Annotated in this window: 18 protein-coding genes; 13 read left to right on the top strand and 5 right to left on the bottom strand. The window is 47.4% G+C overall.

Translation table 11 applies throughout. The features are described from left to right. Window positions 1–363: 363 nt before the first annotated feature. Together FD07_RS10320 and FD07_RS10315 are read right to left on the bottom strand one after the other, a co-directional pair. Window positions 364–696: a hypothetical protein gene (locus tag FD07_RS10320; RefSeq protein ID WP_020090251.1), complete on the bottom strand. Its 333-nt coding sequence runs from the start codon at window positions 694–696 to the stop codon at window positions 364–366. An 83-nt stretch (window positions 697–779) separates the two neighbouring features. Next, window positions 780–2075 carry a tyrosine-protein phosphatase gene (locus FD07_RS10315; RefSeq protein ID WP_020090250.1) on the bottom strand — a complete coding sequence of 432 codons (1296 nt, stop codon included), beginning with the start codon at window positions 2073–2075 and terminating at the stop codon, window positions 780–782. A gap of 515 nt (window positions 2076–2590) precedes the next feature. On the opposite strand from FD07_RS10315, the gene FD07_RS10310 reads away from it, so the two are divergent. The 5 genes from FD07_RS10310 (at window position 2591) to FD07_RS12760 (ending at window position 8481) form a co-directional block, all read left to right on the top strand. Beyond that, window positions 2591–3979, top strand: a complete 1389-nt coding sequence (locus tag FD07_RS10310) for an AAA family ATPase (RefSeq protein ID WP_020090249.1) — start codon at window positions 2591–2593, stop codon at window positions 3977–3979. Next, entirely contained in the window at window positions 3976–4563 is a 588-nt protein-coding gene (locus FD07_RS10305) for a hypothetical protein (protein ID WP_020090248.1), read from the top strand. Before FD07_RS10310 ends, FD07_RS10305 begins: the two co-directional genes overlap by 4 nt. 239 nt (window positions 4564–4802) lie before the next feature. After that, entirely contained in the window at window positions 4803–5333 is a 531-nt protein-coding gene (locus FD07_RS10300) for a helix-turn-helix domain-containing protein (protein WP_020090247.1), read from the top strand. Window positions 5334–5522: 189 nt separating this feature from the next. Continuing rightward, complete coding sequence (locus FD07_RS10295; protein ID WP_033389016.1) at window positions 5523–6911, top strand: hypothetical protein; 1389 nt, start codon at window positions 5523–5525, stop codon at window positions 6909–6911. A 193-nt stretch (window positions 6912–7104) separates the two neighbouring features. Next, window positions 7105–8481 carry a hypothetical protein gene (locus tag FD07_RS12760; RefSeq protein ID WP_020090245.1) on the top strand — a complete coding sequence of 459 codons (1377 nt, stop codon included), beginning with the start codon at window positions 7105–7107 and terminating at the stop codon, window positions 8479–8481. Window positions 8482–8545: 64 nt separating this feature from the next. Here FD07_RS12760 and FD07_RS10285 read toward each other — a convergent pair whose 3' ends face one another. Next, the gene (locus FD07_RS10285) at window positions 8546–9178 is read right to left on the bottom strand and encodes a hypothetical protein (protein WP_020090244.1); all 633 of its coding nucleotides are present in this window, start codon (window positions 9176–9178) and stop codon (window positions 8546–8548) included. 326 nt (window positions 9179–9504) lie between these two features. Between FD07_RS10285 and FD07_RS10280 the strand changes: the two genes are divergently transcribed. Further along, window positions 9505–10293 carry a hypothetical protein gene (locus tag FD07_RS10280; RefSeq protein WP_020090243.1) on the top strand — a complete coding sequence of 263 codons (789 nt, stop codon included), beginning with the start codon at window positions 9505–9507 and terminating at the stop codon, window positions 10291–10293. Between the two features lie 227 nt (window positions 10294–10520). Further along, a complete protein-coding gene (locus tag FD07_RS10275) occupies window positions 10521–10907 on the top strand; it encodes a MarR family winged helix-turn-helix transcriptional regulator (protein ID WP_020090242.1) in 387 nt (128 codons plus the stop codon). A 181-nt stretch (window positions 10908–11088) separates the two neighbouring features. Here FD07_RS10275 and FD07_RS10270 read toward each other — a convergent pair whose 3' ends face one another. Continuing rightward, window positions 11089–11352 (bottom strand): hypothetical protein, encoded by a 264-nt coding sequence (locus FD07_RS10270; protein WP_020090241.1) that lies wholly within the window; start codon window positions 11350–11352, stop codon window positions 11089–11091. Window positions 11353–11490: 138 nt separating this feature from the next. Then, window positions 11491–12099 (bottom strand): hypothetical protein, encoded by a 609-nt coding sequence (locus tag FD07_RS10265; RefSeq protein ID WP_020090240.1) that lies wholly within the window; start codon window positions 12097–12099, stop codon window positions 11491–11493. A gap of 413 nt (window positions 12100–12512) precedes the next feature. Here FD07_RS10265 and FD07_RS10260 point away from each other — a divergent pair, with 413 nt between their 5' ends. From FD07_RS10260 to rihC, 6 genes are all read left to right on the top strand, one after another. Then, window positions 12513–12779 carry a hypothetical protein gene (locus FD07_RS10260; RefSeq protein WP_020090239.1) on the top strand — a complete coding sequence of 89 codons (267 nt, stop codon included), beginning with the start codon at window positions 12513–12515 and terminating at the stop codon, window positions 12777–12779. Between the two features lie 366 nt (window positions 12780–13145). Further along, the gene (locus FD07_RS10255) at window positions 13146–13787 is read left to right on the top strand and encodes an SDR family oxidoreductase (RefSeq protein ID WP_020090238.1); all 642 of its coding nucleotides are present in this window, start codon (window positions 13146–13148) and stop codon (window positions 13785–13787) included. A 1338-nt stretch (window positions 13788–15125) separates the two neighbouring features. Further along, on the top strand, window positions 15126–15953 hold the full coding sequence (locus FD07_RS10250; protein ID WP_020090236.1) for an alkaline phosphatase family protein: 828 nt from the start codon (window positions 15126–15128) through the stop codon (window positions 15951–15953). 287 nt (window positions 15954–16240) lie between these two features. Continuing rightward, the gene (locus FD07_RS10245; RefSeq protein ID WP_020090235.1) at window positions 16241–17500 is read left to right on the top strand and encodes a NupC/NupG family nucleoside CNT transporter; all 1260 of its coding nucleotides are present in this window, start codon (window positions 16241–16243) and stop codon (window positions 17498–17500) included. A 668-nt stretch (window positions 17501–18168) separates the two neighbouring features. Then, window positions 18169–19485 carry an NCS2 family permease gene (locus tag FD07_RS10240; protein WP_020090234.1) on the top strand — a complete coding sequence of 439 codons (1317 nt, stop codon included), beginning with the start codon at window positions 18169–18171 and terminating at the stop codon, window positions 19483–19485. 84 nt (window positions 19486–19569) lie between these two features. Beyond that, window positions 19570–20484, top strand: a complete 915-nt coding sequence (gene rihC, locus FD07_RS10235) for a ribonucleoside hydrolase RihC (RefSeq protein ID WP_020090233.1) — start codon at window positions 19570–19572, stop codon at window positions 20482–20484. Window positions 20485–20837 lie beyond the last annotated feature (353 nt).

Below are 20837 nucleotides of genomic sequence, written 5' to 3'. Positions count from 1 at the left end.
GTCTCAGGAATCAGCTTACATCCAAGTATGAACACTTTCGATATGGATTAAATTATGCTGCGGGAAAACATAAGAAGGCAAGCGAGTATCTCTTTCTTTCACCTGCGGTATCTTCCTCTCAAATAGACCAGTATTTGACAATATAGAGAAATCTTAATGGGTCTTTTCCGGGTACGTCAGGGGATATTAAGATTAGCATTTGGATCGTATTTATTTTATCGATATTGCAAGGAAACGGGAGAAAAGCCAAATTTCATGGTTTTTCTCCCGTTTCCTATATTTCGGAGCTGCTTATGCAGGACATCCCTCATATTTTGTTTGGAGGTGTAGCAGTCTCAAGTTTGTTTTGATTCTAGGTCAGCCTTATTGTGCCGTCATGCTCCCACTATCAGCCGTCAAAGCATAGCTCCCAGCAGCGTTGTAGTTCAGCACTAATGATGAACTGCCGGAGGTGGTGCCTGTTGGTAAGGCGCCTGTGTTCAGCGTGTACTTGGTGTAGAGCTTGTTGCCGGCTGCGTTGGTGGATAGCATCGTGTCATCTGATTCGTAGGGTGGTACGTAGATTGTGTTTAATTTAGCCGAAGTCAACGCTGACGTCAGATCACTCTGTGAAGCGGTCGTGCCACCCACATCTTGGTAATTAGTGGTGAAGTTGGTTTGGGCCCTTACGACTGCTATGCTCCCATCGGAAGCCAAGGTGTTTGGAAATTTATGTCATAGCAAAACGGCGTCCCCCTTGTGAGGGGACGCCGTTAATACCGGTAGTGATTTCGATGAAGCTATTTGTGAATCTTAACAACGTGACCCTTCAAAATCCAGACTTGATGGCCAGCGCGGTCCTTCACTTGGTAGTGTGTGGTGATCTTACCCTTGAATTTCACCTTGGCAACCTTGACTAATTTCCACTTCTTAACGGACTTTTTAGGTGTGTGACCCTTCAGCTTGTGGAGGTAGACGTCTTTGAAGGTTTTCTTATTAGCCTTTAAACGGTAGTTGAATTTCGTGTTGAATTTCTTCATTGAGACAATTTTAGCCTTAGGCTGCTTCTTGTGTGGCTTAGCAGTCGGCTTACTATTCTGAGCTGGTTTGTTTGGTTGCGTTGGTTTCTCAGGTTCCGGTGTTGGCGTTGGTGCCGGAGCCGGTGTGCTGGGAACCTGCGGCGCACTGGGTTGCGTGGCGACTGGGTAAGGTGTGTTCTTACCATCCGTGGAGACCAGGTACTTGGCACGTAACTGGTCCTGTTGGGCCGGCGTGAACTTCAGCAAGTCATTGATGTATTTGTCCATCGTCCCATAGCGCGCGAAGATTTCTCGGTAGTATTCCATGATCCAAGCCCGTTCAACGTGACGCCCAGTCTGGTTAGATTGGAGGAAATCATTGACGATCGTCTTCCGATCCATCCCCAGAATGGTCATGATCAGGACGGTACCGATACCTGTCCGATCCTTGCCTGAGCTACAGTGATAGAGCGTGGCGTTCGGATTGGTCAGCAGCATGTTCAAGAATTGATGGTAGCCCGTTACAGCGTGGTAGCCGAATTCCAATTGCCAGTTGTAGAACTCGCCGTCGCCCTTACCGTTGGTGTCGGCGAGGTTCCCCAGGATTGAAATGGACGTCAGAGACGCTCCGGGGATGGCTTTGTCGGGTTGCTTGTCTTGTTGACCGGGCGTTCTAAAGTCAACAATAGAGGTTACGTGGTGATCTTTGGCCAGTTTGTTTGCGTCGCTAGGGGTCAGTGCGCTTAAGTTATCAGAACGGAGGAGCCGGTTTTGGCGAATTTGCCATTTGCCATCGGCTGTCTTGTACCCGCCAATGTCTCGGGTATTCTTGGTACCTTCAAGAGGAATCAGGGTGTCTTTAACGTCACCGTATTGCGCGACCTGGTCGGCTAAGTATGCGGGATATTCTGGCGATCCAGGCTTGGGCTGGGTCGTGGTCGGTGCCGCAGTCTGCGTGATTGGAGCGGTTTCTGGTGTGGCGGTCGTTGCGGCTAAGGCGCTGGACGTTCCCAGGCCACCCAAAGACAGGGCCACCCAGGCGAGACTTAGTGATTTGACGATCGTTGCGCGTTGCATATGAATCCTCCTGTGATGTTTTTTACTTGATGACAAGAACAGAGTATAGCAGGAGAATGTTGCGGTATTGTAGATTTTATGTATAAACTCGGTAAATGTTTGTGAAATGTTGAATTAGTTGTTGAGGCTAGATAATTGTGAGTTGGTCGGGTTTGGGGCTGAATTCTAGGTGTGAGATTGGGCGCGACCTGAATAGATTATCAATAAAATTATGAGGTGGGGGGGTTACGGGTAGAAGGTGTATTGGCGATGGACGTCATTCTAGGATTATGGTTATGCGTGGTGATCAATTTATGTGTAATATGATAGTTCTAGGGGATTGCCACGGGGCGTGTTATGCTGGGACAACATAACTGAGGAAGTTAAGTGAACACTGAACTGGTAACTAAATAGCTTTCTAATGCTGGCCTAAAGAATTTACAGAATATCTAATGCGAATGGCTATAAGTCATGCCAATATTGTGGTAATATTCGTTATAAGGATACATTTTGTATCCATATGGAGGATATTTAATATGTTCACTAGAGTTGTTATTGATAATTTCAAATCTTTTTTACATCTTGATTTGGATCTAAGTAAGAATAGAAGAAGTGCTAAAGAGATTATTGCGATTTATGGTGAAAATGGCGGTGGGAAGACGAACTTGGTTTCCGTCTTTATGAACTTGGCGTTGTCTTTGCAAACTATGACGAATCAAAAGCGATCTGCTGAGCTTCAGGCTGAACTGATGGCGGATACGGATGATGGTGGAGACGGAGATTCATTAGATAAGAGCCAACTGTTGCGAGAGTATATCCGCACTCAAGGTATGCCTTATTCAACAATTGTTGGTGTTTTCAAGAATGCCTATACAATTGATGAAGTGAATCCGATGCGCATCAGATATGAATTTGTCATTGATGAGCATAAGGGATTTTATGAACTAGTATTCAAGCGGGAAGGTGATACGGTCTATCTTGCTTCAGAAGAACTGAACTTCCTGTTAAAGCAATCTAGGGGTCGGATGTTTAAAATTTCAAGAGATACAAATAATGGCATCACGCCTTACTTCAGCCCCAGCTTATTTGATGGCAATATGAAGCTAACGGATTTACTGTCAGATGAAATCACAAGGGTTTGGGGAAAGCATACGCTATTGGCAATCTTTAATAATCTAGCTGGTGAGAGTAATGAACGGTATATTCAAGACAATACTAATGTTAACTTTTTAGAAGTGCTGAACACATTCAAACGAATTGCCTTTCGAACAGATGGTGTCTCTGGTGTCAACTCCTTTACGGGGCTGTTAGATGATCTATTGCGTGGGGAAATAGCAGATACTGCTAGTGAAAAGCGAAAGCTCATGTTGTCTCAGGAAACAGTTAATAAGTATTTTGTGCCACTTTACAGTGATATCATCAATCTGTTCTATAAAGTTAAAAAGGATTCGTCGAATAAGATCGACTATGTCTTGTATGAAAAGAAGCGAATCGGTGGGAAGCTAGTGGAAATTCCTTTTAGCTCGGAATCGCATGGCACACGTGAATTATTGGGGTTATTGCCGCTTCTTCTGAATGCGGTCCATGGTGAGACGGTTATTATTGACGAAATTGATCAGGGAATCCACGACTTGCTAATTGATCGGTTGATTGACAATGTCAAAGAGGATCTGAGAGGTCAGCTAATCTTTACCACCCACGATACGCAGGTGATGCAACAGCTGGAACCATCTTCGCTCTACATTATTCAGAGTGATGTGGATGGAAATAAACGAGTTGAAGCATTGTCGAGAGCGGCGCACAAAGGGATTGCTGCACATAATAATATTCAAAAGAAGTATATTGAAGGTTATTTTGCCGGTATCCCTTATGCGGATGATGTGGATTTTGAGGACATTGTGCGTGGCTTAGAGGTAGGACAATGATTAACCATACCTGCGCAGTTGTCATTGTCCATGGGAAATCTGAGTATAAAATGGTGAGTGCCATCAAGTCAAAGCTGCGGTTGAACCTGGTAATTTACGCGCATGATAAGGGGAAGAGTAGTATTCAAGTTGATGGTCTTGCCAAGGAGTTGACGAATACCATCTTTAAGTCACAGAAGAAGCTGTTAGAGGCTTACGATACGATTGACGTGAAAGATGACGTGCTGCAAGACTTTCGAATTTTTACAATTATGGATGTCGATGATGTTAGTGACCAGTCGAAGCGGACAAATTATATGGCTGGCCACATCTCTGGTATAGGTAATCACCCACTAAAGGCGTACATCCGGCCGATTTACTGCGATAAAAATTTTGAAGATGTCCTGCGAGAAGCTGATTTTGAATTCGTTGCTCAAAGTAATCGGCAAAAGAAGCGCTACGATGAAATGTTCAGCCCTGGTCATTGGCCAGCAACTGAAGAAAATGTTAGGGAAATGGCTACTAGGCTTGAACGTTCAAAGAAGACCAACCTGGATGTGTTCTTGAACTATTGTTTAGATCACAAATTTAAGTTGTCAGATTGAGCGTGCGTGGGGACTGAAAAATTATATAACGAGTAAAGCGACCTGTTGGAACTGGTAACAGGTCGTTTTAGTATATTTGGGGATTTTCTATGAATTTATTTGTAAGCCAACATCCATGACTAAACCGGCGAAATTCGGTATAGTCATGGAGACGTTGAAAATGGAACGAAGTTTGCAGAATATTATGGGATTTATGTAAGCGTCACGCTACTTGGGTTTTCGGAAGGGGAGTCAGCTACATGGTCAAAGTTGTTGCACGCGTCAGTCACCCGGACATTACGGGAGCACCTGTGGATTTCAAAGTTATTGAAGTTGAAGAACACCTTAAGATTTTTAGCGAACCGATTGCCAACACGCACCGTTACTGGGTACCGGCCACCGCCGATGTCGATGATGAGGAGGAATACCTGGAACCGGTTGACGATCCGGATTACAATTTCCGAACGGATTTTGCCATCTATCGGCGAAAGTATAACTTTCTCCAGCCGGAAGAGATCCGAGCTGCTCGCCAGGAAATGGGACTCTCTCAATCGGAAGCGGCGGTTGTTCTGGGACTCGATGAAAGTCTCCTAGCTGACATCGAAGCTAACATGGCCCTGCAACCCTACGACCAGGAACTCAAGCTGCGTTGGTTACTGTCTCCAGTGACGCTGAGTAGCCTTGTACGCAATCACCGAGTGATTATGCAAGAACGCTGCCGCCAAGCTGAGGTGGACGCTGAGGGGCTACTAGAGAAGTTAGTGCATTATGAGCAAACGGCCGATATTTAAAAATAAATGGTCTGAAATTTATAAATGACGACAGGGTCGTCTGGGTAATAGTTAGCGGCCTATTTATAAATATATTGATAAGTGATTATAATTATTTACATTGCATATTTTCAATAGTCGCTTTTAATTTTAACCGCGGCTCGCTATACTGGCCCTGTTCACCTACAACTTTTTCAGGGGAGAAATAGCATGAAATCTAGTTTAGCGAAATCGCTGTGTCTAGGAGCCGTGGCGGTGAGTTTCGGTGCGGTCACGATCACGATTGATGCGGCACGTACAGCGGAGGCCTCGTCGAGCGCAAAGATTGTGTCCAAGTCGGCATTGGGCAAGCACGCACAGAATGTGGCAGTAACCGGATCTAACGCCATTTACACTAAGCCGGGGACGGTTCGGGGCGCCAAGCTGGTGGCTTCTACCAGACAGGTCAAGAAGTTGGCGAAGTCGGGATACTCTAAGGATTACTTTCGGGCCTATCACATGGCGGTGACGAATCGGGGGTCGGTCTATTACAAGATCGTCTCGATGAATGGCAAGTATCGGGGATATATTTATGGTGGTAGTACGAAAGGCGTCTTAGCGGCCGGTATTGAGACAGTCGCAACTACGAAGTCCGCCACAATGCCGTCACGGACGACCGGTTTTCATTTGAAGAATGTCAACAAGAATACATTATGGACGGCGCCAAAGAATACCCAGTACAAAGCGCACAAGGTTAGCCTGTATGGATCCAATAAGCACGATACGTTCACAGTATCCAAGGCTGAGACGAAGACGCGAGAGGGAACATTGTATTACTACGTCACGTCCACGACGGATGCATCGATTGCAGGCTGGATTTATGCCGGTAAAGGTTACCAGAACGCGCGCAACACGTCATTTGGTGGTCTGATGGTAGGTGAAGTTGATCAGACGCCAACGAGTGATAACAGTGTCAAAGTAGTCTACCGGGAGAATGGCAAGCTGGTAGGGAATGCCACATGGGTTACCGCACAGGCCAATACTCACGCCGGAAGTCGCGTGGACAATGCCAAGAACGCTGCGGGCACCAATCTGACCGATTACGTGACGGCGATGACACCTAGCGGTTACAAGGCGACGTCCGCGACTGCAGTGTCGAGTGCCGTGCTTGGCGCAACGTATGGCAACACGGTGTACGTCGATGTTATGTCAGCAGCTACCTCGCAATTGCAGTTGACCGTTGATAGTGTTGATAACGGTAAAGTTGCGGTGGTTGATGGCTTGAGTAAGGGCAGTAAGCTTTCTAGTAAGGATTTGGCCATGACGCTTTCTACGGATGCAACGCAAGCTCTAAGCGGCAAAGCGGGCCAACTGATTGGGGAGCTTAACCTGACCAAAATTGAGATCGGTATTAACCGGGGTAACATTAGCGGGACCAAGACCTACAAAGATCAGGGTGGGAACCTTTACCACTACGACTTTGTCTTTGCCGCCAGCACCTTTGTCAGCAGTCATAAGTTGGCCAAATACGGAGATGTACTGACCGCCAACTTTAAGGCGACGTTGGTCGGTGGCAAGGCGACCGCAACTGCTAACGGCGGGACCTGGAGCGTGTCATAGTCCGCTTAAATTTACACATGGGAACCGTCAGAAATGGCGGTTCTTTTTTAGTTGTGGATGCTTTTGTCAATAGTTGCGACGGCTAGTGGTTAAGTCATCGAAAGTTTGATTAATTATCAGTAAATTTATATTTAATTTGGTATACTAGAAGGCGTTAACACATAACTTAAACATTCAAGGGAGACAGTACATTATGCAATCAAATTTAGCCAAATCACTTTACCTTGGTTTAGCTGCTTTGAGTTTAGGAGCCGTTGCCACGGTTTCGACCACTGCTCAAGCTGCTAGCAAGGCTAAGATTGTTTCAAGTAAGACTCTGAGCACCGACGCTACGAAGCGCAACGTTCAACCTACTGGGAAGAACGCCCTCTACTCCAAGCCAGGGACTGTTAAAGGTGCCAAGACGGTTGCCTCAAAGAACACGATGAATAAGTTAGCCTCTTCCAAGAAGTCCGCTGATTACTTCCGTGCTTACTACCAAAAGACGACGAACAAGGGCTCTGTTTACTACAAGATCGTTTCCATGGACGGTAAGTACCGTGGTTACGTTTACGGTGGTAAGAAGGCCGGGACCTTTGCTGGTGGGATCAAGAAGGCTTCAACGACGAAGTCCGCTAAGATGCCTGCTAACACGACCGTATACTTTGCCAAGCCTGGTAAGTCTGGCGTGACGTGGAGCGCACCTAAGTACACGCAATACAAGGCAACGAAGTCTGTTAAGGACACGACCGACTACGCTAACGATGTGCTGACGGTAACGTCTGCCATCAAGAAGTCACGTGAAGGGTCAACTTACTACTACGTGACCGATGCTACTAACTCAAACGTTAACGGTTGGGTTTACTCTAAAGGTGTTACTGCTACGAAGCCAGCTGGCGCTACGTTTAACGCCGCTACCGATGTTAATGTCAACTTCACAGCTAGTGGCAAGACCGTTGCTTCAACGACGTTATCTGGCTTGAAGGCTGACGCAACTAAGGCTTTATCAACTGTTAAGGGTACCGCTGTTGGCAACGATGCGACGACACAAGCTACTGATGCTTGGGGCAAGGCTGCTTTGACTGGTACGGGTTACAGTTACGTAGCTAGCGATAGCTCAAACAAGATTGCTTTGAGTAACGCCAAGACTGGTGACACGATTTCCTTAGTCGTTAACCAAAACCAACCAACAACGTCTAAGTTTACGTTCTACAAGACGGCTGGTAACGGGGACCTTTCCCAAGCCGCTAAGGGCATCCAAGCTTACACGACTGGTAAGACTGCTACTGAAAACACGGTAGCCTTCCCTACTGTATCTGCTGGGTTCACTGGTGTTTCCGAAGCGACCTTCACTGCTTCAGATGCGTCCACTTACTTGACCAATGCTGGGTTAGCAACGCTTGACACGCCTAACTACAAGAAGTCTAACGATACGAAAGAGTACTACACGGAATTCAAACTTTCTAGCACGATTGCCGGTACTTTCGGTAGCTCGACTAAGGCCTTCTACACGGCTTCAGAAAAGACCGGGACTTCACCTGCAAAGGCTCAAACGACCACTGGTGTTAACGACTACTACACAAACAAGTAATTAACGATTGTTACACGAAGGACCGCCCCCAACCGGAGTGGTCCTTTTTCTAATCTCAAAATGGTCAACTTGGTAAATTCTCAGGATGGTCCCGCAACTGCGCACTAACCGCGGCAGACAGGTTCTCCGCCTCCAGAAAGGGTTGCAAATTATCCGTGCGTAAACGTTCCGCTAGGACAGCGATGGCTGCGTTAGACACGGGAATCTGGGCCGCTTCCATTTGCCAGTAGGCCATCGGGGAGACGCCGTAGATCAGACTGGCCGTGTGAATTGGACACCACTCGGCATTCAAACGGATACAGCGAAGGATGTCGGCATAGCTGTTGACGTCGCGCGGGTCGCGCATCTTGACAATGCCATGTTCAGCGGCAAATGTTGCGCTGTCGGGCCAGTCCAACGTTTCGTGGTGGTTGGCCGCTAATTTCAGTTCCGTGGTGAGGGTCAGCTCGAATAGTGCCGTCGTTAAATCTGGCATTCGCTGCAGGGCGGCCACCTGATCATTGTTCAGCCCGTAGCATTGGAAGATCAACGTCAACAAGTCCGGGTTGGGGTGAGTGATGTGGTTGTGTTCCAACTCAATCAGATACCAACCAGGAATATCCAGATTTTTCAAAACCTCCGCGTGACTGGCCCCATCCGCCAACACCAAGCGGGCCTTGTACAGCACGTCTCCCAACGGATGTCGTTGTTTGGCCATACCCCTTCACCTCACCTTTTCCTAGAGTATACCAAGTAATTCTGGCTATTGCATGAAATCCCCATGAAAGTTTGTGCCAGTTTATGAGAAAACTCGAATTTAATAGGAATAAATTAAATTATAGTTCGTCCATCATCCGCCAAATGATGACCTGTAGAAATCGTTTATACTGGCGATTCTAGCCAATGTATGTTCTGAAACTAATTTTAAAAATTCAATGTATATTTCTTGCTATCATTCGGTTTTTGTGGCAATCTATAGCCGGGTAACAGGAAGGCCATGGTAAGCTATCGAATACCTCAATTTTCCTATTAAGGAGAATATCTATGGTTAACCCATTAACCCGCGGTCTTCGCCCCGAACTGCGTAGTCAGATCGAACGGGAAAATGTGATTGATTTTACGAAGTTACAGTTGGAGGATGTTACCCGGCGAATTCCGACCGGTGAGCCCGAGCTAGATTGGCAGTCGGTGGTCTTTATTAAGAACTTCCGGCAAACGAATCTCGCGGCTGATTCCGTCGTGGTGACCATGCGCGATGGCTTCTTCCGTGCGGCACTCACGCCCAAGGCATTGGCCAACCTGATACTGATGTCGACGAACATGGCTTGGCTCAACATGGGAAGCTACGTGAAGATGCTCGGTTTGAGCGAACCACTGCCCATTGTTAGTGGCAAGCTGCGAGTCGTCGCGACGGAGCAACCCAAGCATGGCGGTCATAACAGCTGGGTAGGACTCCAATTTGTCGACAATATCAACGCTGTATGGGGAAAGAAGCAGGTCCGGGCCCAACTTGATAATGGGATGGAGATTATCTTCAGTGATTCGGCTGCGCGCTTACGCAAGAAGAATGACGAAACGTTACGCATCGCCCATCAGATGACGACTGAATTTCAATATACCCAGCACCACGCTCTGTCGGTGGACGCCCTGCTAACACAGGAAGAGTACGATGGGCAAGCAGCAATTGAGTTTCATCAGCGTTATCTGCTGGTTAGTGGGCTCAATCTCATGGGCATCTCGGAATCTCAGGTGGATGTGACGTTACTACTCAAGCGTCTCCGCCAGGGGAACAAAGAGGCCCTGCATTTCGATGACGAGCGATTTCAGGCGTAAATGCCGCCATTTCAACGTTTATCAGCACTCCGTATAAAGATAATAATAGCAAATTTGGCTAAGATGTGATTTGTTTATAATGTAGTCTGTTATCTGTGGTAGGATGTTTAGGGGAGGTAACTTTCAGGGCTTATGGTTTTACCCACTAAGTTACCACTACGCGATGACTATGTTAAAGACGGACCGACGAAGTAAGGCTGTCGGTGGTCACGAGGAGGAAGAGTAACATGATGGAAGCCAATAAGTTAGCCGTGGACGTTCAGCGGATTCACCAGTTGAATTCACTCCTGCGCCCCTTTATCAAACGGCCAAGCAGCGGGGATGCAATCACGTTTGAACAATATCGGATCTTGCATGAACTGGCAATGGAGAAAGTTAGTACAAGTGAACTGGCGCGGCGCCTGAACGTCGGCCAATCCATGATTTCAATCCAGATCAGCCGGCTGTTAAACAACGGCTACATTGATGACGAGACGTTGGCGACCGACCGCCGCTACCACGTTTTCGAAATCACACCGCGCGGCCGGCGCATTGAAGAACACGTCAGTGACGTCCTCAATGAAGAGCTGCCGGAGCTGATTCAACAGCTCACCGAGATTGTCAATGCACGTTAATTTTAAACAAAATGGAAGGTGCGGGATGGCCCGCACCTTCTTTTGCGCGACGCGGGAACTATCAGAAATGGTGGAATTATTAATAGCACGCCAATTTCTACGCTGACAGGACATCCAATAGCCGCGTTTGCGAGCACAATAAAAGCCAGCCCACGCGGTGTGGACTGGCAGTCAGTAACGCTTATTCAGCTGCTTCTAACGGTTCTTCGTCTTCTGGTTCGTCCATAGGCTTACCAGCGGCGTCCACCAATTGTAGTTCCTTGAGGCGGATAACAACAAGATCCCCGAAAGAATCGATCTTATCGGTTTCCTTCTTGGAGAGTTGGTCGGGTTCAACCTTCACCAGTGCGGAATGTTCGTAGATTTTTGTAATGGTGCCGTAGAATGAATCTGAGAAAAGTTCGGTCTTTTCACAAAACACCCGGTTATCTTCGTGTAATGCCATGAGCAATCGTCCCCCCATAAAAGTAATTTATAACAGATTAAAGGTCGAGTGCTTAAAAGTCAAGGAAATTTCGCAAAAAACGTTAAATTGGTTAAATAATTATGGGCACTATCTAATAAGTGAATTACTTAACAGGGGTTACAGTCGTCGTAAACGATCGATTCGCGTCTGGGCAGTGAAATTTTGGAGTGATTCTGTCTGCTTAGCTACCTGGGTCGCAAAATCCGTCAAGAAGTCTAGTTCTAGATCGGAGAGGGGACGCTGACTTTGGGCGGCTGTCAGGAGGTCATCCACCGCGCTAGCCAAGTGATCGTTGGCCGCAACCAGCTGTTTGAAAGCTGGCGTACCAGAGAGTCCGGTGAGCCCTGTCGTTTGGATCGTGTGAACAGCTGCTGACGAGGCTACTGGTGTCGCTGTGACCGTTGCGGCAGTGGCTGCCTGTTGGGCCTGCCGTTGGACCTTTACCGGCGCTGGGATATTACTGTCGAAGTAGTAGTAGACCTCCCGTGGCTTGACTGCGGCCTTCTTGATGCGGTGATCGATGGATGGTGCAGCTGAGACGGCGCCCATTACGACCGAGGAGACGTAGCCTAGTTTTCCTAACATATCGCGCAGCTTGACTGCCCGAATTCCGCGAATCCCGGGGAATTTTTCTTCGGATACGACCTCTGATGTTTGATCGTCCTGTAACCAAGTAATAATTTGCTGGCGAATCTTTGCTGCCTGACTGTTCTTTGTGTTTGCCATAGTGGGCCTCCATTAGAATGCGTAATTACTAGTTAATTTAATAATTAATTGCCTTGTTATTAATATTGAACCATGTTTGCCCCACCACTGGCAAGGGACGGGGGCACCTTTTTTAGAAAATTTGCTGGCTTGCTGAGTGTGCCTAATCTTTTTAGGGTAAGTATGGTACAATCTAAGTACATAGAGGAACTATCCTGGTGAAGCCGAACTCTTCGTGGTTTGGCAAGGCTGACATCACTGTGCGCACGTAGGTTGATCATGGATTGATGAGCCGTGATTGTCGACAGCCGCGGCACGTTTCCCAACCTTGATTGGCTACGGGCCGATAGCGGGAGGGAAGCGTTGTCGCGACCCTTCCTTTGTTTTTGTGCCAAATACCGGGATAGTTTCAATCAATTTAGGAGTGAACAATTTTGCACATTTTTAGAGATGAAAACGGGATTCGTCTGGTCGTTTCCCACCAGCTCGGACATTACGCCGTCCATTTCGCGGAATACGCCCCCGAACAAGAATTCGTGAATTATGGCTTGAGTAAGGACCGGCATGGCCGTTATCATCTGACCGTTGAAAAGACGAACTTGACTGAACTCGATTCGCCGATTTTCCAGAAGGAATTAGTCTTCGGTGATTTAGGCGACAGTTTGACGCCGATTGACGGTGTAACGTTGATGTTGATTTAGTAAAAGAGTGCGCCGAGGGGCGGTTAGCTGGCGAGCATTAACGTCAATAAGCAAAAAATCCCGGGTTTGGATTATTTGCTTATTGGGGTTAAGCGCAACCAGCTGCCCCTCGGTGCACGTTTCGGCTATGGTAGCGGAGGAGCGCATTTCACCCGCAACCGTAGCCAGCAAGTTCAAGCCCCAATCAATTTAATTTCCACTCGAGCAATGTTGCCTTAGCAACATTGCTTTTTTTAACCCTAAAATCTCCGTCATTAAGCTAGTTCAAGCAGATCCACCCAAAAGTCCCCAACCTTTTCAGTTGCTAAATGTAACTATGAGTATTACAGTATAACCGTAAACAAAAACGAAAAGGGGTTAATATTTATGACAAACGTATTAGTACTGGGTGCCAATGGAAAAATTGCTAAGCTGGCTACAGCACAGTTGCTGGAAAATGACCAGAACCACTTAACGTTGTTTCTGCGGAACGCCAAGCGTTTAGCGGATGCCGCCAGTGACCGGGTCAAAGTCGTTGAGGGCGATGCCAGCAACGTTGCCGATTTAAAGACCGCCATGGCTGGTAGCGATATCGTCTATGCTAACCTCGCGGGTAAGAATATTGAGGACGAAGCCAAAGCTGTTGTGGCGGCAATGGACGAAAGCCAAGTCAGTCGCTTGATCTGGATCTCTACGTTAGGCATTTACGACGAAGTTCCGGGCAATTATGGCAAGTGGAATCACCAGATGCTGGATGGGGGTTACCTGGAGACTTACGCGGCCGCTGCCAAGGTTATTGAGAGTTCTGATGTTGACTACACCCTGATTCGGCCAGCTTGGTTGAGCAATAAGGATGAGATTGACTACGAGACCACGAAGAAGGGTGAAGCCTTCAAAGGGACAGAGGTTTCCCGAAAGAGCATCGCCGCTGTTGTGGCTAAATTGGTCGCTGATCCAAGTCAGGCCATCCGGGAATCCTTGGGCGTTAACAAGCCCAATACCGATGGGGATAAGCCTTCTTGGTATTAATGGCGCGACGCAACTGAGGAGAATTCTTTTATCGCTGTGAATGCCCATTAGTCGCCGCTTTCAATCTCTCGATGAAAATTGCGGGTTCAAAAAGTGTGCAATGTGGATGGATTCGCGGTATAACTATGGTGTGTGTTGAGGGTAACTCCACACGACATTTCGTTTCGATTTACTTAATTTGGAATCAATTTACTAAGCTCATATCTGTGAAACTTTTCCTCCAAACAAGAACCCATGGAATTTGCCTGGAATTGATTCATACATCAAAAATATCGTTGGCGACCACGACTCGCTGACGGTATTTTTTTGCTTGGATGTCTGTTATATCAACGTTCTAGGTCGATCGGATAAAATAAATCAAGAAGTTTTAGCTTTTCTATTGCAAACGCTTACAGGCCGTGTTACTATTATGTCACGGAAAGGAATTAAGAGTTGTGATTCCAGCATCACATGATCTAGTTGAGTCAATGCTTTACGAAACCGATTTCCGTTTTGACGAGAGACAGGTTTTTAGTAGAGAAACCCGCAACAAAGAAAATGTTTTTGACAACTCCGATAAACCTTCTAACGAACTCTGGTGGATTCAAGCGACAGTTCAAGAATGATGAACAACTGAATATAGTGTCAGCTTAGCGCTTCACGTAAGCGTATGTGTTTAGAGACGTGTAGACAGTGTTACAAGTTTTAACTAGAGCTCGGATGTTACGGATGCAGAGGTCATACAAGGATTTCAAGTAGAATCGTTAGAGCGTGATCTGTTGAGGTAATGAAGGAATTAAGCGTCACCGTTCCAAAACCAAAACGGTAGCCAGAAATAAAATATAGTATGATTTGGGGCTGCGGCAGTTGGTTCGAAATACAAGTTATGAGGCGATTAAGTATTAAAATGATTATCAAACGGGAATTAAGTCACAACCTCCTTTCCGGAAGTTAGCGGACTTCAAGTTATTTTCACCCAACTTGAAGCCCGTTTTTATGATTCTAGAAGTAAGTTGTTCGGTTCAACCAAGCCATCGCCGACTTGGGTTAACGGAATCTTGATTTTTAGTTTGGTTAGTCAGCTTGTAATCGTGTCAGTAAGTGGTAGCGCTCGCATAAAGGGTTCGTGGACCAAGTAAATCCTTTTATGTAAATTGCTGCCACTCCGGGTAACCGTGGGAAGTCCGTGCCTGGTGGCCGTGTGCTGTCAACGATTAAGGGGCGCAATGTTCGGAAATCAGGTTTCTCAGATTTCTTGCAATCAGCCATTTACAGGCGCTCCTGGAAACGGTATATTATTACTAGACCGAAAAAACACCAACTGGAATTGAATGCCGGTGTTGACCTGAGGAGTGAGAAATGGTGGCATTTCATCGCATTTTCGTGATTGACTTTGCTGGTTTAGGCCTGGGGGAAGCCCCGGACGCAAACCGCTTTCAGTCTGTCGGAACTGATACATTAGGTCATGTGGCGGTTAGTTGGTCGGGTAAACTAAATCTTCCAACATTACAGCGCTTAGGCCTCGGGAATATTCGGGTTGACCATCCACTGTTCGGTATTGACCCGGTTGCGGTCCCCATGGGATTCTTTGGCCGTCTACATATGGCGGCTCAGGATAACCAGCCCGCAACGGGTTTGCGAGAGATGTGGGATTACAATGGTCGGACTCGCACGCAGAGTGTTCTGGCAACCTTGCCTGAAGCGGGGTATCCCGTTACCATTGCCGCACCGTTTCAGAGTTATTTACAGACGCAGGATGCCGCGGAAAAGGTTCAGCTGGGAAGCAACCAGGATGCCTTCCGCGTACTCAATGAGTTGTTATACCGGCCATCTTCAGGAATGGCGTTGGTAATGTTACCGGATTTTCGGTTCGCCGGTGAACGTGGTGATATTGAGGGCTTTGGCGAGGCACTGGTCCACGCGGATCAAGCGTTAGGTCAGGTGATTCACGATATGGGGGTCAATGACCTGTTACTCGTGACTGCCAGCCATGCCGTCGATCCAACAGCGACCGTCACGCCAACCCGCGAGTATCTGCCGATCATTGCTTATTCGGCATCACGGCCAAGCACCCATGCATTGGGCATTCGCCGGACGTTAGCAGATGTTGGCGCCACAGTCCTTGAGAATTTCGGCTTAGCGGGTCACGCCGCTGGACATAGCTTTTTAAATGAATTTACGCAATAAGAAGAAACGAACATGGCACCATGAAGGGAGGTGATGTAGCAGCACATCAGGGGTTAACCACTAGGTTGCAAAGGTCAACGTGCTTGCGGCACCGAAACATCCATTATATTTAGATTTAGCAATTTCACCATTCGCCGCACGCGTTGAAATCTAGCCGTTACGAACTGATTACGTTCGTAACAGAAGTTATGCGTTACATAATTTCTGCCGCAACACATCGTGTCAACTTTTGTATGGCAAAGGGGCCATACATCAAAGAATAATATCGGAAAGAGGTATTTTGACCAATGCTAGTCGCAGTCAATATTTTAGGGGTAATTGTTTACCTCGCACTCGCTTTCTTATTCTCAAAGGATAAGAAAAAGATCAACTGGAAATCAACTGCTATCGTCTTAGTTCTTAACTTGGTATTGGCTTGGTTCTTCACCAGTTTCTCTATCGGGCAAGACATCGTTAAGGGTGCCGCCGATGGTTTCAACTGGTTAGTCCAAGTGGCTTACCAAGGGATCGTCTTCGCCTTACCTAACTGGGTAACACCGAACTTCGGTGGGACTGCTAAGTCAATGAACTTCATTACGAGTTCATTGCTGCCAATTTTATTGGTTGTTCCAATGTTCGATATCCTGACTTACATCGGGATCTTGCCTTGGATCATCAAGTGGGTTGGTCGTGGACTTTCCTTCATTACTGGCCAACCTAAGTTTGAATCATTCTTCTCTGTTGAAATGATGTTCTTAGGGAACACTGAAGCCTTAGCCGTTTCTCAATTACAATTAAAGAGCATGCGTAAGGAACGTAACTTAACGCTTGCCATGATGTCGATGTCATGTATCACGGCTTCCATTCTGGGTGCATATACTCAAATGGTTCCTGGGCAGTTCGTTTTGACGGCCGTTCCAATTAACATCTTGAACGCCATTATCGTAACGAACATGCTGAACCCTGTTGAAGTTGCACCAGAAGAAGATACTATCGCTAAAATCGGTGGTTCTAGCGCTGCTGCTGCCGAAGAAGGCGCCGTTGAAGATGACGGTAAGAAAGAACCATTCTTCTCATTCTTGGGTGATTCTATCTTAGGTGCCGGTCGTCTGATCTTGATCATCGCCGCAAACGTTATCGCCTTCGTTGCCTTGGCTGCATTGATCGACCGTATTCTTGAATTGTTCAACCCATGGTTATCCTTGGAACACATCCTTGGGATCATCATGTTCCCATTCGCTTGGTTAATGGGTCTGAACGTCCACGATGCATTCGGCTTCGCACAGTACATGGGTACTAAGTTGGTTACGAATGAATTCGTTGTTATGGGTAAGATCGCTTCAACCATCAACACGGATGCATTCTCACCTCACTACCGCGCCATCTTGACTGTCTTCTTGACTTCATTCGCTAACTTCTCAACTACTGGGATGATTATCGGTTGTTTCAAGGGGATCGTTGACCGTGAAAACAACGAACTGATCTCTAAGAACGTTGGTTACATGTTACTTTCTGGGATCTTAGTTTCCCTGCTTTCTGCCGGGATCGTTGGTCTCTTTGTTTGGTAATATTTTACCAACCTTAGATTGAAGCTTAAAAAATTGATAGCCCAGGGCCGATGGCTTTGGGCTATCTGTGTCAAATGCCCCCTGATTTACCCCATCTAGCACCGACTTTCATCCGTCAGGAAGTGGTGGCTGAGCGCCTTACCTGATCACATTCGTGGCCGAATAGGCCAAGGAAATGTCGCCGCTAGATGATGGTGCCAGGGAACCATATAGACACGGATACAGAAAGAAAAATGGTGATTGGCTTGGGTTTTCCAAACGCGTGTAAGCCGTGAGGGCATTTAAAATGGACTCAGCCGTGGGAATTCTCTTGGCGGCTTGCCGCTTAGAGAATTGGTGACTTTGAAACTCGGTTCTCAGAGGTTCAAAGCAAGCTGGAAGACCGCTCTGTGGCTTCCAGCGTCCGCCCACAGCGAACCAGTTCATTTTAACTGCCCGGCAAGGCGACCCTAATGCGCATTGCTACCCGAGCCAATTCACCAGGATTTTTAACGAACGTCATGTACAATATGTAGCGAGACTAACGAGCAACCGCTCGATTAGTCCGTACGGGTGCCGACCTTCCTAGACGGGAAGTGAAACCCAGCCGGATGCGTGAGACCATTCGGTTGCAAAGCCCGTTGAAGTCTGTGCGTCGAGTAATGACGCATCGAAAGATAGGGATTTTTATGGATAAGCAACAATCGCAGGTGGACTTAGCCAATGATATGACGCTAAGAGAAGCGCTGCGGCATAAGGATGTCGTCCGCAACGAACTGATCGCGGGAGTAACTGGCTTCTTCGCCATCTCCTACATTATTATCGTGAACCCGCTAATCTTAAAGGATGCCGGGATTCCCACCGACTTGAGTGTCTTCGCCACCATTTTTTCTTCGGTGATTGGGTGTTTGGTGATGGCCTTTTGGGCCAATGCACCAATCATTCTGACACCAGGGATGGGGGTCAACGCCTTCTTTACCTACACCATTGTGGTGAACATGGGCCTGAGCTGGCGTGAAGCCCTGGGGATTGCGGCGGTCGCCAGTTTTGTTTACATGCTGATCGCCTTTACCAAGGTGTCGACGATTCTATCGGAGGCCATTCCAGAGTCGCTAAAGAGTGGGATTACCGCGGGAATTGGGCTCTTCCTGGTGGAAATCGGCCTGGAGAAAGCCGGGCTGATTGTCGCTGGGAAGACTTCATCGCTGGTGGTCCTAGGGGATCTAACCAAACCAACGCCACTGTTGGCGCTGTTTGGACTGATTCTCAGTCTGATTCTGTATATTCGAAAGGTGAAGGGAAACTTCTTCATCGCGATTATCGCGACGAGTCTGGTGGCCTTCTTCTTTGGAATCAAAGATGCTGACACGCCTAGCGTTGATTTAGCACGGTTAGGACAGTACCACGAAATCGTCTTCAAGAATGATTTCTCTCACTGGTTGAGCACGCCATTTATCTTGGCAGCCTTCTCCATGACCATGATTCTAGTATTTGAATCCATGGGCCTTCTGCAAGGCTTACTGCCGAACCAAAAGAAGTTCAAGAAGACCTTTGAGGGTAGTGCCGTGACGACCTTCTTGTCTGGTTTCTTAGGAACCAGTCCCACGGTGGCAGCCGCTGAAAGTGCTTCTGGTATTGAAACCGGTGGTCGGACCGGGATCATGGCGTTAGTTGCCGCAGTCCTGTTCGCGCTCTCACTGGTCTTTGTACCTCTACTGGCCTATGTCCCATCCGCAGCGATTGCGCCGGTGATTATTATCACGGGTGCGCTGATGATGGCGGCCATTGGTAACATTAAGATGGCTGATTTTTCCGAATGGTTCCCGGCATTTCTGATTATCGTGCTGATTCCATTCACCAACAGCATCTCGACCGGTCTGGCCTTTGGCTTTGTCTGCTACCCGGTTATGAAGGTAGCCTTGGGTAAAGCTAAGGAGATGACTTGGCCCGTCTACCTATTAGGCGTGCTGTTCCTACTTGATTTAGTCTTTAGTGCCCTGCTGTAATGGCGGGGTTTCACTTACGAGTTAAACGTAAGCGGTTACGGCCGCTGACGAAACTGAAATTAATTTCATTGGGAGGAAACACAGATGACTACTAAAATTATTATGGATACTGACCCCGGGATTGACGATGCAGCTGCTTTAACCATGGCAATCAACGATCCTAGCATTGACTTGAAGCTGATCACGACGGTTGCTGGGAACGTGACGGTCGACAAGACCACCATCAACGCCCAAAAGATCGTGCGCTTCTTCAACGCCAAGATTCCAGTGGCTTCCGGTGCTGAACAACCACTGTTCAAGGACTTCGAAGACGCCGCTCGGATTCATGGGGAATCAGGGATGCCAGGTTACGACTTCCCAACTGATTTGCCAAAGCCTTTAGACAAGACTGCCGTTGAAGCTTTACATGACGAAATCATGGCTAGCGACGAACCAATTACCTTGGTGCCAACGGGATCATACACCAACATTGCTTTACTCTTCTCCGAGTACCCAGAAGTTAAGAGCCACATCAAGGAAATCGTGGCCATGGGTGGTGCCTTAGGCAAAGGGAACATGACCAGTGCCGCAGAATTCAACGTCTTCACCGATCCAGATGCTGCCGCTATCATGTACAAGTCTGGTGTACCAATCGTAATGGTTGGTTTGGACATTACCATGAAGGCTTTATTGACCCACGAAAGCATCGAAGAATTGCCACAAATCAGCGAAACCGGTAAGATGCTGCATGACATCATCGTTAACGATGGTGACAACAGTGACAAGGGGATCGCCATGCATGACGTGAACACCATCTTCTACCTGCTTCACCCAGAAGCAATCACGACGGAAGACATGTGGATCGACGTCCAAACTGATGGCCCAGCCATTGGTGAAACGGTCGGTGACATCCGCGGTGCTTACCACGATGGCAAGACCAACGCTAAGGTATCCGTTGATATCGATGCGGTTGAGTTCAACAAGTGGTTCCTCGAAGAAGTCCGCGCAATGAAGAACTAGCAACTTACCTACTTTGAACGCCTGCAGTAGATAGGTACTACGCTGTGGGGCAACTCGTGAAGCCAAAGAGCGGTCTTCACGAGCGTCTGGGAACCCCGCTGAGAATCACGATTTTCCCAAACGTCCCAGCTTGTAAGCCAGCGAGAAGCGCTGACAAACAAGCTCGTCACTGCGTAGAACCTATCCGCTTCCGGCTAAAGTTAGCAATTGCAAGTGCTAAATTGTCGAGAGCAATCAATTAAATAACGAGTCCCAATTGAGCTAACTGTGTGTTGGCTTGATTGGGACTTTTTGCTTGCGTTTAGTTTTAGCCTGGCAAACGGGGACGGTAAGCACCTAATAACTGACCGTAT

Origin of the sequence: Levilactobacillus parabrevis ATCC 53295 (assembly GCF_001434055.1) — a bacterium.
Taxonomy (GTDB): Bacteria; Bacillota; Bacilli; order Lactobacillales; family Lactobacillaceae; genus Levilactobacillus; species Levilactobacillus parabrevis.
Note: the sequence above shows the minus strand (reverse complement) of the source record. Positions and strands in the feature narration are given on the sequence as shown.

What these genes read in the sequence shown, in the direction of transcription:
- FD07_RS10250 (WP_020090236.1), top strand. Translation starts at nt 15,126, where the DNA reads ATGGTGGCATTTCATCGCATTTTCGTGATTGACTTTGCTGGTTTAGGC.
- FD07_RS10310 (WP_020090249.1), top strand. Translation starts at nt 2,591, where the DNA reads ATGTTCACTAGAGTTGTTATTGATAATTTCAAATCTTTTTTACATCTT.
- FD07_RS10315 (WP_020090250.1), bottom strand. Translation starts at nt 2,075, where the DNA reads ATGCAACGCGCAACGATCGTCAAATCACTAAGTCTCGCCTGGGTGGCC.
- FD07_RS10245 (WP_020090235.1), top strand. Translation starts at nt 16,241, where the DNA reads ATGCTAGTCGCAGTCAATATTTTAGGGGTAATTGTTTACCTCGCACTC.
- FD07_RS12760 (WP_020090245.1), top strand. Translation starts at nt 7,105, where the DNA reads ATGCAATCAAATTTAGCCAAATCACTTTACCTTGGTTTAGCTGCTTTG.
- FD07_RS10300 (WP_020090247.1), top strand. Translation starts at nt 4,803, where the DNA reads ATGGTCAAAGTTGTTGCACGCGTCAGTCACCCGGACATTACGGGAGCA.
- FD07_RS10270 (WP_020090241.1), bottom strand. Translation starts at nt 11,352, where the DNA reads ATGGCATTACACGAAGATAACCGGGTGTTTTGTGAAAAGACCGAACTT.
- FD07_RS10305 (WP_020090248.1), top strand. Translation starts at nt 3,976, where the DNA reads ATGATTAACCATACCTGCGCAGTTGTCATTGTCCATGGGAAATCTGAG.
- FD07_RS10295 (WP_033389016.1), top strand. Translation starts at nt 5,523, where the DNA reads ATGAAATCTAGTTTAGCGAAATCGCTGTGTCTAGGAGCCGTGGCGGTG.
- FD07_RS10275 (WP_020090242.1), top strand. Translation starts at nt 10,521, where the DNA reads ATGATGGAAGCCAATAAGTTAGCCGTGGACGTTCAGCGGATTCACCAG.
- FD07_RS10280 (WP_020090243.1), top strand. Translation starts at nt 9,505, where the DNA reads ATGGTTAACCCATTAACCCGCGGTCTTCGCCCCGAACTGCGTAGTCAG.
- FD07_RS10265 (WP_020090240.1), bottom strand. Translation starts at nt 12,099, where the DNA reads ATGGCAAACACAAAGAACAGTCAGGCAGCAAAGATTCGCCAGCAAATT.
- FD07_RS10255 (WP_020090238.1), top strand. Translation starts at nt 13,146, where the DNA reads ATGACAAACGTATTAGTACTGGGTGCCAATGGAAAAATTGCTAAGCTG.
- FD07_RS10285 (WP_020090244.1), bottom strand. Translation starts at nt 9,178, where the DNA reads ATGGCCAAACAACGACATCCGTTGGGAGACGTGCTGTACAAGGCCCGC.
- rihC (WP_020090233.1), top strand. Translation starts at nt 19,570, where the DNA reads ATGACTACTAAAATTATTATGGATACTGACCCCGGGATTGACGATGCA.
- FD07_RS10240 (WP_020090234.1), top strand. Translation starts at nt 18,169, where the DNA reads ATGGATAAGCAACAATCGCAGGTGGACTTAGCCAATGATATGACGCTA.